Annotated in this window: 10 protein-coding genes; 2 read left to right on the forward strand and 8 right to left on the reverse strand. The window is 58.1% G+C overall.

The features are described 5' to 3' along the window. Nucleotides 1-52: 52 nt before the first annotated feature. Both PQQ95_RS36200 and PQQ95_RS36205 read right to left on the reverse strand, forming a co-directional pair. On the reverse strand, nt 53-1,459 hold the full coding sequence (locus tag PQQ95_RS36200; protein ID WP_408447109.1) for an MmgE/PrpD family protein: 1,407 nt from the start codon (nt 1,457-1,459) through the stop codon (nt 53-55). A gap of 42 nt (nt 1,460-1,501) precedes the next feature. After that, nucleotides 1,502-2,353 carry an enoyl-CoA hydratase/isomerase family protein gene (locus PQQ95_RS36205; RefSeq protein WP_408447112.1) on the reverse strand — a complete coding sequence of 284 codons (852 nt, stop codon included), beginning with the start codon at nt 2,351-2,353 and terminating at the stop codon, nt 1,502-1,504. A gap of 271 nt (nt 2,354-2,624) precedes the next feature. Here PQQ95_RS36205 and PQQ95_RS36210 point away from each other — a divergent pair, with 271 nt between their 5' ends. Continuing rightward, nucleotides 2,625-3,839: a CaiB/BaiF CoA transferase family protein gene (locus PQQ95_RS36210; RefSeq protein ID WP_408447115.1), complete on the forward strand. Its 1,215-nt coding sequence runs from the start codon at nt 2,625-2,627 to the stop codon at nt 3,837-3,839. Nucleotides 3,840-4,077: 238 nt separating this feature from the next. After that, nucleotides 4,078-4,986, forward strand: a complete 909-nt coding sequence (locus PQQ95_RS36215) for a LysR family transcriptional regulator (protein WP_408447118.1) — start codon at nt 4,078-4,080, stop codon at nt 4,984-4,986. 53 nt (nt 4,987-5,039) lie between these two features. Here PQQ95_RS36215 and PQQ95_RS36220 read toward each other — a convergent pair whose 3' ends face one another. The 6 genes from PQQ95_RS36220 to PQQ95_RS36245 all read right to left on the reverse strand — a co-directional run bounded on the left by PQQ95_RS36220 (nt 5,040) and on the right by PQQ95_RS36245 (nt 13,175). Further along, nucleotides 5,040-6,056, reverse strand: coding sequence for a ketopantoate reductase family protein (locus PQQ95_RS36220; RefSeq protein WP_408447121.1), 1,017 nt, complete (start codon nt 6,054-6,056; stop codon nt 5,040-5,042). Next, nucleotides 6,046-8,763, reverse strand: coding sequence for an aconitate hydratase AcnA (acnA, locus tag PQQ95_RS36225; RefSeq protein ID WP_408447124.1), 2,718 nt, complete (start codon nt 8,761-8,763; stop codon nt 6,046-6,048). Before acnA ends, PQQ95_RS36220 begins: the two co-directional genes overlap by 11 nt. Before the next feature lie 70 nt (nt 8,764-8,833). Continuing rightward, nucleotides 8,834-9,886, reverse strand: a complete 1,053-nt coding sequence (locus PQQ95_RS36230) for an ABC transporter substrate-binding protein (protein WP_408447126.1) — start codon at nt 9,884-9,886, stop codon at nt 8,834-8,836. A gap of 209 nt (nt 9,887-10,095) precedes the next feature. After that, complete coding sequence (locus PQQ95_RS36235) at nt 10,096-11,016, reverse strand: TauD/TfdA dioxygenase family protein (protein ID WP_408447129.1); 921 nt, start codon at nt 11,014-11,016, stop codon at nt 10,096-10,098. 221 nt (nt 11,017-11,237) lie between these two features. Further along, the gene (locus PQQ95_RS36240; RefSeq protein WP_408447132.1) at nt 11,238-12,311 is read right to left on the reverse strand and encodes an ABC transporter substrate-binding protein; all 1,074 of its coding nucleotides are present in this window, start codon (nt 12,309-12,311) and stop codon (nt 11,238-11,240) included. Nucleotides 12,312-12,386: 75 nt separating this feature from the next. Then, nucleotides 12,387-13,175: a glutaredoxin domain-containing protein gene (locus tag PQQ95_RS36245; protein WP_408447134.1), complete on the reverse strand. Its 789-nt coding sequence runs from the start codon at nt 13,173-13,175 to the stop codon at nt 12,387-12,389. Nucleotides 13,176-13,299: the final 124 nt, after the last annotated feature.

Below are 13,299 nucleotides of genomic sequence, written 5' to 3' on the forward strand. Positions count from 1 at the left end.
AGGAAACGACTGAACCTAGTTCATAAACGTAGCGCGCACGCTGGTGTGCGCGCTACGACAGTTGCCCATCATCGGAATGTGCGTGAGCGAACAATTGCATCAGCGCGGTCACGCTGAACGAGGCGCTGTTGTTAGCCATAGACCAGAACCTTTCGAACGCCGCAGGACCCAATCGATCGACTGTCAACTCTCGTGCCTTTTGTTCGAGACGTTGCGGCGAGACAGGACGGGTCCAGCTGCCATCCGGCGCATCGCAAACCCGCACGATCTCGACACCACTGTTTAACTGCAGCGTGAGTTCTACGCTCATTCGCTCGAAGGCCGCATCGAGCTTGGGGTCGACTACGATATCGATGCGCTCGAGCATCGCTTCTATACGTGGCTCAAAGCGCCTTTCATCGGTGAAACTGGCCGGTGAAACCTGGCCGTCAAGCAATGCGACTGCAGCACAATACTGGAAAGAAAACTTCCCATCCAGCCCGTTGAGGGGTGAAGGCCGATCCAGGTACGGATAGACTGGAGTTCTAATCGTTACGCGACGGATATCGTCGACGGATGCAAGCGCTACTCGACAAGCAAGCGCCGCGCTAATCACAAAGTGCGTTCCATATTGCGACGGAAACAGTTTCCATGCTGGACCCGGCTTGAGAATGCGCGGAACGTCAATTGGACACGTCAGCGCCGACGCATCAAATCCGCCACCGAAATAGGCATTGGCGTATCCCTTCCGGTGGCCGAGCACATCGGCGTCGGCAGTAAACCCCGCGCGCGCCAGCGATGCAGCCTCCAGTCCCGCCATTGCAGCATTGCCGCAATGCAACGCCTTGGTCATCGTGCCGGAGTTGGCCAGCAAGCCGCCGGCGCATGAGGCGGCGATACCGATCGCAGCAGTCGTTGCGTCAATGTCGAGTTCAAGCAGATCGGCCACCGCGATCGCAGACTCGATCGGTCCCACGATACCTGGCGGATGAAATGTCAGCGACTCGACGTGAGGCTGGTTCGCCGCCACGCGCAGCCGCGCCTGTGCCTCAATGCCCTTGGCGAGGGCGCGCGCCACGCGCAGTCCTTGCGGTGGCGCCCCTGCGTTTTCGAGTTCTTCCGCGACCGCCAGCAGGGCCGGCAGCGTCGTGGACACCGCGTGGTTGCTCGGGCTCCACATGGGTTCGTAGTCCAGCACATGCATGGACGTGCCATTAACTCTCGCCGCAACCGATGCGGTTGCTTTGATCCGGTGGCCAATCAGCGAAACGCCAGACTCGTCGGGAATGCGCGGCGCCTGCGCCGCGAGCAGCGTTGGCCCTCGTTCGCGCGAACCGGCAAATGCGATGCTCAGTCCGTCGAGAATCAGCAAGCGCGCAGCATGGATGACCAGGGGATCGTCAGCGGGCCACTCGTGCAATACGGCGGCAAATTGGCGTGTCAGGCTCTCTGGCATCCGAATTCTCTCGATTGACGGCATGCATGGGTTTGATCATGCGGGCACACGGCAGCGCAGCAGGCGTTAGCGGCCGCGATAGACAGGCTTGCGCTTCTCCGCAAACGCGCGGCGGCCTTCGACACGGTCTTCCGTGTCCCGCAACACACCCCAGACAAACTGCTCCAACACCAACGCCTGCTGAATGGCCATCTCAGCCCCTTGGGTTGCGAGCAGCCGCGCGGCCTTGACCGCAAGCGGTGCATTTGAGGCTATCCGCCCGGCGAGTTCGATGGCCCGTTTCATCAAATCGTTCTCCGCGAGAACTTCGCTGACGAGGCCGATGCGTCCCGCAGTGGCAGCATCCACTAAATCGCCGGTCAGGATCATCGTATTCGCTATCGAATGAGGTACCGAACGGATCAGCCGCTGTATGCCTCCTACCGCAGGAATGCTGCCCATCTTCACTTCTGTCAATCCGAATTGCGCAGATTCCGCTGCGATGCGAATATCACAGGCCAATGCCAGTTCCATTCCGCCACCCACCGCATAGCCGTTAATGGCCGCGATCAAAGGTTTGCCGATGTTCAGGCGATCCAGATCGAGGCCGCGAATATAGTTACCTGCCGAAATGCTTTCTTCGTCCGCCGCGAAAACCGCGCTGGCGAACGATGTAGATGGAGGCAGCGTTTCGCGCAGATCCGCGCCTACGCAAAATGCGCGGTTTCCCGTACCGGTAATAATGCACACACGTGCATCTTCGCTGTCCCTGAAATCAATCAGGTGGCGACGTAACAGCGCAATGCTCGAAGGGTCCAATGCGTTGAGCCGGTCGGGCCGATTCAGAGAGATCACCCGTATTGGGCCTTTGTCTTCGCGAATGATCGTGTCCGCGGAATCGCTCAAGCCATTTTTCTTGTCCCCGGCGCTGCCTGTCATCACCTTTCCTCCGGTCAATAAAGCATCCGTTCATTCTCGGCGGCGCTTCGATTTTTCTATCTGCTATTTACTACTAATTCGACACATAAGGCCAATGGTTTTTTTTTGTCCCGCCCCATCGAATATTCTCGTTTGCGTCGCGTCCGGCCTTTGGAATATCGTTTTTCCAGACTGAAGAAAATATCGCTCACGACTGGAACGAAGCGGCGTATCGGCACGGCATGACGCCGGGCTACGTCACACCCTCAAAAGAAACCGATCCTCATCCAACATGCCAAACGCAACGAGTGTTCGCCATTCGCTCAGAGGACTGCGCGTCGTCGATTTCAGTCAGATTGGCGCTGGGCCGTTATGCGGCATGATCCTCGGCGATCTCGGCGCGGACGTCATCAAGATCGAGCCACCCGAAGGCGATGCTGGACGCAAGCTCGGGCCGCCGTGGTACAACGGCGAGAGTCCTGTTCATATCGCCTTCAATCGCGGCAAGCGCGCAATCTGTATCGACCTGCGGATGCAGGAGGGCAGGAAAATTGTCGGCGAACTGATCGCCCAAGCCGACGTGGTTATCGAAAGTTTCCGGCCTGGCGTGCTCGGACGCTATGGCTTTGACTACCGCTCCGTGAGCGAAAACCATCCGGAAATCATCTATTGCTCTGTTTCCGGGTTTGGCCAGAGTGGACCGCTTGCGGACCGTGCGGGTGTCGACGGCATCCTGCAGGCAATGTCCGGATTGATGAGCCTGATCGGGCATGCCGGCAGTGAGCCTTGCAAAGTTCAATCCCCGGTGGTTGATATTGTCACGGGCTATATCGCAACGATCGGTGTACTGGCGCGCATTGCCGAACGGCATGAGACCGGCTGCGGGGCGTCGATCGATGTCAGTCTGCTTACCAGCGCGCTTGCTTTGCAACAACACTCGCTGACGTCCTACCTCGGCGACCGCGAATTGCCCGCGAAAATCGGTAGCGCCGCCCCCTATTCCGCGCCGAACGAGGCATTTGAGGCAAGTGACGGATGGATCATGGTTGCCGCCTATCTCGGCGACCGGTGGCAGCGCCTGTGCAATCTGTTAGGCGTGAACCATCTGGCCGACGATCCACGTTTCAGGCAGTCGAGCGACCGGGTCGTTAATCGCGCCGCTATGCGCACGGAACTGGCACCGGCGTTTCTCAAACGGTCCTGTCAGGCATGGATCGAACTGTTCGAACAAAACGATATTCTCTGTGCCCGGGTCAGCGACTACGAAGACGTACTGATCAATCCGCAGTTATTGCACAACCAGATGGTGATCGACGTCGATCATCCGGTGAAGGGCAAATTCCAGACCGTCGGGTGCCCAATCGACAGCACGGAGAGCAACACACACGCGTTCCGGCCGGCCGCCTCCAAAGGCGAACACACGCTCGAAATTCTCGCTGAGCTCGGCTATCTTTCATCTGACGTCGATCGGCTCATTGAACTGGGTTGCGTATTCTCCAATCAATAACGCGATCTCGCGAAGCATTCTTGCAGCTGCATACCCATTGCATCGCCGTACATCAAACGCGATTTCAGGGAGTGTGGCTCGCATGTTCAGCACCGCGCAGGATATCGGCTTGTCCGTACTAGCTCTGATACGCGCGCACTGATACCGGCGCTATGATGAGGACTATTCCATTTCGGGAACGCTGCGAGTAGCGGTTCTCGTCAAATGGTGTCAGGGATCATGCCGGGAGGGTTCAGAGGTGAATTTTCGCTATCTAGAGACTTTTCACTGGATCAACCGTCTTGGCAGTTTCGCTTCCGCGGCGGACAAACTGCATATGACGCAATCCGCCATGTCCGCGCGAATCAAGGAACTCGAACAGTCACTCGGCGTGTCATTGTTCGACCGCAAAGTCGGCGGTGTTGCGCTTACAGTAGCAGGCAGAACGCTCGTACCGTTGGCCGAAGAAGCGCTCGCGATCAGCGAATCGATCAGGACCCGGGTAGGCAGTAAAACGCAGCTTTCCGGGCTCGTGCGCATAGGGGTTGGAGAAATCATTGCGATGAGCTGGCTTCCCGAGATGCTGGCACGAATGAGTTCGGCCTACCCGGCGATCGAGGCAGAGCTGGTTGTCGACTTGACGGTCAAACTGAACCAGATGGTGGCCGACGGGAAACTCGATATTGCGTTAGGTGTGGATCCAGGCCCTCCGACCCTGATTGAGCAAAGTCTCGGGAATGCTGCGATTCGCTGGATGGCGTCTCCCAGCCGGGGGCTTCGTCATTGCACTGACGTGCGCCAGCTGTCGAAGCAACCCGTATTCACACTGTCCCGTGAGTCGCATATGCACGGACATATCCTTAGCTGGTTTGCCGCGCATGATTTGCGCCCCAAGCTTATCCACGGCTGCAATAGCGTCAACACGGTAATCGGGCTTGTGCGCGGTGGATGCGGCGTGGCGCCGCTGCCTGTCATTCTGGTCGAAAAGGAAATTGCCAGTGGCCAGCTGGAAATACTGGAATTCGCGCCCCCCGTCGACCATTACGAATTCTTCGTTGTTCGCGAGCGCAGCATGATAGATCCGACTATTCTGGTGATGGTGCAGCTCGCCGTAGAGACGTCAACATTCGAGCGCAGCCAGAAATGGGGTGCGCTCGCGCAAAACTGACGCGCGTTTTCCGCGATGTTCTATGCCACGGTTCGGCCGGCAAGGCGGCCCGCTTACGACGGCATACGCAGGCGCGCGGATTGAGCCCGCATTGTGGCGAGCGCAACGAAAAGATCGAGATTCGGCGTCGGTACGTTAGCTTCGCGCGCCAGTTGCAGTGGCAACGTGAACAGCGCATCGATTTCCATCGGGCGCCCCATTTCGAGATCCTGGACGATACTGCCTTTGTGCTCCATCCTCCTGAACAGCTCGATATGCCTGTCGATGCCGGGATCGATTTCACAGCCTGATGCGCGTGCAATCGCGGCACCTTCCGCGCGAAGTTCCCGGACCTTCTGGACAATGACGTCGTTGCTATACAGTTCTTTTATCGTGCAGCCAGTCAGAATGCCGAGCGGGCCACTCGCGAGATTGTTCAGCAGCTTCTCCCAGATCCGGTGGCGAATCGAGTCGGTCACCTGAACCGTGAGGCCGCCGGTTCGCAGCAGGTCTGCCAGTTGCCCGACCCGAGGTGAAACCGTGTTATCCGGTTCACCGAGCACAACGCCGCTGCCGGGGTTGTCGAGATGGATGACACCCGGCTCGATTACTGAACTCGCCGCATAGCTCACTCCGCCGATCACGCGAGAAGGATCGACATTGTTCCACATCGCATTGTCCGGATCGAGCAGCGGCAATCGCCGGTCGCGCAGTGCACCCGGCAGCCCATAGAAATACCACCACGGAATGCCGTTCATCACGAAGACGACAGACGTGTCGGGTTTGAGCATGGATCCAATAGCGGTTGCGACCGAAGGTAACGCGGGTGCCTTCACCGTTACGATGACAATGTCCTGTTTGCCGAGTGCGCGCGGGTCGTCGCTGGCGGCGGCGTCGATTTTGATGGTCCCGTTGGGCATTTGCACATGAAGACCCGTACGCTGGATTGCAGCCAGGTGTGCGCCGCGCGCGACGAGCGAGACGTTTGCACCAGCCTGGCCAAGAATTCCCGCAATATATCCACCAATCGCGCCCGCACCGTAGACGCAGACGCTCACACCTGCATTACCGTTTATCTCGCTACTGACCATGCGGCTCCCCTTTCTGGTACCCAAGCAGTTTGCGCAGGACGAATGAGACAATGCCGCCGTGCCGGTAGTATTCCGCTTCGATAGCGGAGTCGATACGAATGGTGATTGGAATCTGTGTTTGCGTTCCGTCTGCACGGCGAATATCGAGTAAGGCGCGCTCCCGCGGCAATGGGAGCGGCCCCTGCAAAGCGATACCATATTGCTCACTGCCGTCGAGACCCAGCGATTGGGCACTGTGCCCATCGGCGAATTCACAGGGCAGAATACCCATTCCCACCAGGTTGCCGCGGTGAATCCGTTCGAAACTGCTGGCGATCACGGCGCGCACACCGAGATAGCGGGTTCCCTTGGCGGCCTGATCGCGACTGGAGCCCATGCCGTAATCGCGTCCCGCGATCACAACGAGCGGTATCTTCGCCGCTGCATAGGCCGTTGCGGCGTCGTAAATGTCCAGTTGCCTGCCGTCCGGTTGGAACACGGTAACCGGCCCGTCGTCGGCGGCGATGCGGTTTCTGATGCGCACATTCGCGAAGGTTCCTCGAGCCAGAACCTCATGGTTCGCACGGCGCGCGCTATAGGTATTGAAATCGGCGGGTGCCAGGTGAAGACTCCGCAGATAACGCCCCGCCGGAGAATCTTCGCTGATTGCGCCGCCGGGACTGATGTGATCGGTGGTGACCGAATCGCCGAATAGGGCGAGAGCCCGCGCATTCACGACCGGTTCAGGATCACGTTGTTCCAGCGTGAACTCGTCAGCAAAGGGCGGCATCTTCAGATAGCTCGATGTCGCGTCCCACGGAAACACGGCGCCGGCCGGTGTGTCAATCGCATCCCACAACGGATTGCTACTGTCCACCGAGGCATAGATACGCCGGAAGACCTCTGGATTCGCCGCGTAACGGCGGACATTCTCGATGTCTTCATTGCTCGGCCAAATATCTTTTAGATAGACGGGCAGACCCGCCTTATCCGCGCCCAGTTGTTCTCGCGTCAGGTCGATATCGACGCGGCCCGCGATCGCAAACGCGACAACGAGAGGCGGGCTCATCAGAAAATTCATCCTGATGTTCGGATGAATGCGTGCCTCGAAGTTGCGGTTACCCGACAGCACGGCGGCAGCGACAATGTCATGGTCGACTATCGCTCGTTCGGTATCCGCATCGAGTGGCCCGGAATTTCCGATGCAGGTCGTGCAGCCATATCCGACTGTGTGAAAACCCAATGCTTCCAGACCGTCCACCAATCCCGCCGCACTGAGGTAATCGGAGACAACGCGCGAGCCGGGGGCAAGAGAGGTCTTGATCCACGGCGCGACACGCAGCCCCTTGGCGACTGCATTTCTCGCCAGTAGTGCAGCGCATAGCATGACACTCGGGTTCGATGTGTTGGTGCATGACGTGATTGCAGCCAGAACGATGTCTGCGTGAGCCAATGAATCAGCGGTGCGCGAATTACGTACAGCCGCGTCCCGCACCTGGAATTTCATCTCCCGCTCGTCATGCTTGCCAAAACCGCCTTCGGTCAATGGCTGAGCAAGCAACGCGTCAATCTGCTCCTTCATCTTCGAAAGCGCGATCCTGTCCTGTGGACGGCGCGGCCCGGCAACGGAGGGCTCGACGTCCGTCAGGCTAATTTCGACCGTTGCCGTGTAATCACAGTCGCCGGGCATCGGCATGCCCCACATGCGTTGTGCCTCATAGTACGAACGATACGCGGTGAGCACGGCCGGATCACGCCCGGTCATCTCGAGATAGCGGAAGATGGACTCATCCATTGGAAAGAAGCCCGTGGTCGAACCGTACTCAGGCGACATGTTCGCGATCGTCGCGCGATCCATTGGCGCAAGCGCTGCCGCGCCTTCGCCAAAATACTCGACGAATTTATTGACGACATTCGTCTCACGCAGCCTCTGGGTAATCCAGAGCACAGCATCGGTCGCGGTCACGCCCTCACGCAATCTGCCTGTCAGATGAACGCCGACGACATCGGGAAGCACGAAGTAAATGGGTTGTCCGAGCATGCACGCTTCGGCCTCTATGCCGCCTACCCCCCAGCCCAGTACGCCGAGTCCGTTGATCATCGGCGTATGCGAATCAGCGCCGACCAGAGAGTCCGGGAAATACACGCCATTGCGTTCCCATATGCCCGGCGTCAGGTATTCCATGTTGATTTGATGGCAGATACCGAAGCCAGGCGGCACAATTTTCATTGAAGGGAAGGCACCGGACGCCCACTTGAGAAAACGGAAGCGCTCCGTATTTCTGTCAAACTCGCGCTCCGCATTCCGTCTTGCGGATTCCTTATCGCCATAATCGTCGACCTGCACCGAATGATCCACGATAAGACTGACCGGTGCGCATGGCTGGACGGTCTCTACATCGGCTCCGAGGCGCGCCGCGATATTCCGCATGGCTGCGAGGTCGACAAGGATTGGAATACCGGACGACTCGGGCAGCATGACGCGCGAAGGCACGAACGGTATCTCATGCTCGCGACGCCCGTTCGGTTGCCAACCGGCAACCAGCCGAATGTGGTCCTTCGTGATTGCTACGCCATCGTAATTGCGTAACATCGATTCGAGCACCATTCGCAAAGACACCGGCAACCGCGATACGCAACCGAGACCCGCCTGCTCGAGAGCGGGTAACGAGTAGAACCGTCCGGTCACCCCTGGCCGGGCTTCGAACTCCCGCAGACAATCAAACATCCACAGCTCCTGTTCGGTGCTTTGAGCACGTGATGCGCCAACTCATGCCTTCGCCTCCGTCTGCCGCGTCTCACTTCGACTTGGGTGCGTTGAACGTTTTCGGCATAAAAGCCGTGGCGACTACCTGGTCGTAGGGAATTGCACTGGTGATCAGATGCTCGGCTTTGACGAATTCATTGACGTTCGCAATCGCTTTCTCATTGGCCACCGGCGTGAAGATGCCTCGATACTGCTCAATGAATTGTCGCAGCGCGGCGGCGTCGATACCGCTCATATTGTTCTTTGCGACCTGCAGCACCCGTTCGATCTGAGCAGGATCATTGATGATTTCCTCCGCCTCGACGATCGCTGCCACAACGTTGCGGGCGGCCTGAGGATTCTTGTCGAGGAATGATTGCCGCGCGAAGATGCCGTTGTACGCGTAGTCCCTGAAGATTTCTGGCCCTTGTCCACCCTGAAGATCGAGAACCGGTTTCGCGATCTTGAGCGCCAGCACTGCTTCAGTCTGAATCGGCTCGAATGCGATCGTGCCGTCGACTGTGCGGTTTTTTACGGCGCCAACCTGCGTGCTGGGATCGCCGATCGGAACCAGACGCACGTCTTTCTGCGGATCGAGTCCGGCATCCCTAAGCAGGTAGCGAAGCGTCGTATCGGTATCCGCGCCCGGGTTGCTGATGCCCAGCTTCAGCCCCTTCAGATCCCGGATCATTGCCGGATAAGGCGCTTTCAGATTAGGAAGCGCGAGATCGTTGCGCACAATCAGGTTGAACGGCGGCCTTGTCTGATTCAATACCAGAAGGCGTACGTCCTGTCGTTGAGAAACCAGCGTAATGCCGTGTGCAACTGCGAAGCCACCAAAATCCGCCGCGCCGCTGACAACCATATTGGTCAGCTGCACGCCAGTGCCGTAGATAATCTCCGGGTCGATATTGTGCTTCTGAAATAGCTTGAGATCGGCCGCGACGTAAATTGGAAAATTGGTGAAGGTGGACTGAAACGCAGCGATTTTCACATGATCAGCAGCAAAAGCCGGCGCACCGATTAGCCCAAAAATAAATAGAGCCAACGCGAATAATGCTGACATGCAGTGGTCCCAGATACGACCAGGCAAGATAACTTTCATGGCACTCCTTTGGTTAGCTTAATTGTTTGAGCACCTCAGGCCTCGCCTGAACGGTGGACACGCCACGGCGTCACAGCAGTCGAGTTCATTTCCGTTAGCGGGCGGCAAGTGAGGCGCTCCCTTCTCACTAGCGGCCCATTCCAGGGTCTACCCATTCCCGGATGTCGCGCGGCAATAGCACAGCGGACAGTTGCCATACCCGGAAATAATCAGTGAGCGGGCTCATTGGCGCTTGCCTGTTCACCGACACGATAGAACGGGCGTGTTCCCTTCAATTGAGTGCGATGCATCAGGCGCCGCGCGTCCGGATCGAACGAATCGCGTCGATGCATCGCGCAGCGGTTGTCCCAGATGACCGTGTCGCCAACGCGCCAGTGATGCCCCACGGTGTATTCGGCGTTAATAGTGTGGGCCCACAACTGGTTCAGCAGATCTTCGCTTTCATCAACCGGCAGACCCACAATGTAAGCGTTCAGCCGTCGCCCCAGAAACAGCGCATTGCGCCCGGTTGCCGGGTGGGTCCGAACCAGTGGATGTTGTGCGCCGGGTAGCGTCGTGACGTCGGTCACGTTCTCAAAGCCCTTGCGAGGTTCGCCGGCGCTCGTATGGGAAATCGAATGATTTGCGCGCAGGTTGGCAATGACTCGCTGAACCGATGCTGGCAGCGTTTCGTACGCGCGATACATGTTCAGGAAATGTGTGTCACCGCCCGTTGAGGGTACCTCCAATGCATGGAGCAGGCTTCCATCGGGCGGAATGTCGACGAACGAACTGTCTGTATGCCAGAAAGCCTCTCCGGAGCCGAGCACGCCAATCGCCGCACCGTCTTTGACGATATTCGAAACTACCGCAATTTCGGGCGGAACCGCCTTGTCAGATCCGAACACCGAATCCAACTGGTAATTCGATTTGACCAATGCTTCGGCCGAATATTCGAGTTCGCCGAAATTCCGGGTGAACGCCATGAGTTGCTCGTCGTTCATCGGCTGCTCGGGAATCACCAGAATAAGATGGTCGTGCCAGGCTTGCAGAATCGTGTTCTTATCGCTGCCGGACAAAGGTTTGCAAACATCGAAGCCGGTCACCTCCGCACCTAATGCGGCGTTCATCGGACTGATTTTTATCGACATGCTGTCTCTCTTGGATGGTGGGTCACTAACGTTTGAGTTCGGAAACCCATTTTCTGGCAGGCTTCCGCCACGTGCGTGCCTAGGACCGTCGATCGGTCGCCTTGTCTGTCTCCGCTTTTGTTCGTAGCCGTGTGACAGCCTGCGAACGAATTTACTTTAACTCCAATGATCGTCAGCAGGCTAGCGAGAGTTTTTGATCCCGAGCCATTAAGAAATGTGCTTTACCATGGCCGTGTCTTTGGCATGTAGCGCGTATCGACAGCACGCTCATACGGAATCGGTTCGCTCAGCTGATTCTGGAATATTACAAAGCGATTGACGTTAGCAATCGCGAGCGGTGACGCCACCGGCTCGAATACGCTGCGATAAGTCGTCACATACTTCTTCAGCAAATCGTGCGGAATGCCATGCATATGCTTGGCCGCCACGTCCGTTACGTCGTCGACGCGGGCAGGATCGTTGATCACCTGTTCCGCTTCGACAATCGCAGCGACAACTGCCTTGACCTGCGCCGGATGCGCATCGATATAATCCTTGCGTGCAAAAAGCCCATTGAACGCGTATTCCCGATAAATTTCCGGCCCGGTATCGCCCTTCTCCAGGTTCACGACGGATCGATACGCTTGCGTGCCGAGCACCGCCTGGGTCTGGATCGGTTCGAAGGCCATCGTGCCGTCGACAGTGCGGTTTTGCAGCGCCGCGAGTTGCGTCATCGCATCGCCGATCGAGACGATCTTGACATCGTGTTCGGGGTCGAGCCCCGCCTGCTTGAGCAGCAGACGCAAACCTGTGTCCGCACTGGCGCCGGGCGCGCTAATACCAAGCCGCAAGCCCTTCAGATCGGTCACGCTTTTCGGAAAGCCGGCCGCGAGGTTCGGTAGCGCAATATCCTTGCGCACGATCAGATCGAATGGCGGATTGCTCTGGCACAAAACCAGCAGCTTGAGCTGCTGACCCTTACCCATCAGCAGCAAACCATGCTCGACGGCGAAGCCCCCGAACTGGGTCGCGCCGCTCATCACCATGGTCGGCGCCTGCGAACCGAGTCCGTAGACCAGTTCAGCATGCACGCCGTGCTTGTCGAACAGATGCAGATCGGTTGCGACATAGAGTGGGAAGTTCACGAAGGCGCCATCGAATGCGGCGATTTTTAGCGTTTCGTCGGCGCGTGCGCCCACCGCAAGCGTCGCGGCCATGAACAGCCAGGCGAGGCGGATAAGCCCGCGCCACACCTGCCCGAACTCGCCGCGCATAGCAATACGGCGCGCATACCGGTGCGCGGTTGAGTTCATCATGTGTCTCCTTTCTTGTTATGCGCTAACGGTGTCCGTTATGCGATCATGCGCAGGCAACCCCTCTCGGTGCCGGTGTCATCCGACTGCATCGGCATGCCATACGGCGTTGGGCATGGGCAGTCCGTCGAATAACGGTTGAGCTTCGCGCTGCCGGGTGCTGCCTTGTTCGGTATCGAGACGCCACAACAACTGGCGCAAATGCTGACCCGAGTGCCATGCGGTGCGTTCGAGGAACTGCCGATTGGTCTGTTCACCGTAGTAAACATCGGCTCGCGCATCCCATGGAAAGTTCGCGAGCCTGTCGTCGAACCAATGCGCGACGCGTGCGCGCACGTCGGCGCCGAACGCGAGCAGATCCTCGCGCGTGGCCTTGTCAGGCTGAGGCACTCGCGAATAGGCCGCAAACGTCACAGGTTCTCCGGCGGCGTGCTCGAGAAACACGTCCGCTACGCTGAACACGTGATACGACAGATCGGCATAAGTCCGGTTACCGTCGGGAATCTCGTCCCGCAACGCAATGGGCTCGAACTGGGAGACCGCGCGCTCGCTTTCCTTGAGGATCATGACAAGACGCTGCGCAAGCGCCTGAACCGAGAGTTCGGCCTGCGCCTTGAATTCAATTCCGCACAATTGCGCGACTTCGATCAGTGCCTGACCGTCCGCCCAGCCGTCGCCTTTGGTGACGATCGGCACGCGCCTGATGCCGAGCGCGGCCAGATCGGCAATCGCCGTGGGGTCGGACTGGATATTGCGCGAACGAAAGGCGACGCCGTGCGAGCCCAGATATTCCTTCACGCGCAGACAACTGCTGCAGCCGGGCGCCCAATATACCGTTACGGGTGAACCCGCCGATGGGGTTTCCATATTTGTCTCCTTGAGACGATATTCATTTGTTTTTCATTGTCGGCCGACTGCATCGATAAATACAGTCAGCATTTTCGAACTGAAGTGATCGGATTAGAAGATCGAAACGGGTCAGCGATCCGTA

Origin of the sequence: Paraburkholderia caffeinilytica (assembly GCF_046030355.1) — a bacterium.
Taxonomy (GTDB): Bacteria; Pseudomonadota; Gammaproteobacteria; order Burkholderiales; family Burkholderiaceae; genus Paraburkholderia; species Paraburkholderia caffeinilytica_B.

What these genes read in the sequence shown, in the direction of transcription:
- PQQ95_RS36200 (WP_408447109.1), bottom strand. Translation starts at nt 1,459, where the DNA reads ATGCCGTCAATCGAGAGAATTCGGATGCCAGAGAGCCTGACACGCCAA.
- PQQ95_RS36205 (WP_408447112.1), bottom strand. Translation starts at nt 2,353, where the DNA reads ATGACAGGCAGCGCCGGGGACAAGAAAAATGGCTTGAGCGATTCCGCG.
- PQQ95_RS36210 (WP_408447115.1), top strand. Translation starts at nt 2,625, where the DNA reads ATGCCAAACGCAACGAGTGTTCGCCATTCGCTCAGAGGACTGCGCGTC.
- PQQ95_RS36220 (WP_408447121.1), bottom strand. Translation starts at nt 6,056, where the DNA reads ATGGTCAGTAGCGAGATAAACGGTAATGCAGGTGTGAGCGTCTGCGTC.
- acnA (WP_408447124.1), bottom strand. Translation starts at nt 8,763, where the DNA reads ATGTTTGATTGTCTGCGGGAGTTCGAAGCCCGGCCAGGGGTGACCGGA.
- PQQ95_RS36230 (WP_408447126.1), bottom strand. Translation starts at nt 9,886, where the DNA reads ATGAAAGTTATCTTGCCTGGTCGTATCTGGGACCACTGCATGTCAGCA.
- PQQ95_RS36235 (WP_408447129.1), bottom strand. Translation starts at nt 11,016, where the DNA reads ATGTCGATAAAAATCAGTCCGATGAACGCCGCATTAGGTGCGGAGGTG.
- PQQ95_RS36240 (WP_408447132.1), bottom strand. Translation starts at nt 12,311, where the DNA reads ATGATGAACTCAACCGCGCACCGGTATGCGCGCCGTATTGCTATGCGC.
- PQQ95_RS36245 (WP_408447134.1), bottom strand. Translation starts at nt 13,175, where the DNA reads ATGGAAACCCCATCGGCGGGTTCACCCGTAACGGTATATTGGGCGCCC.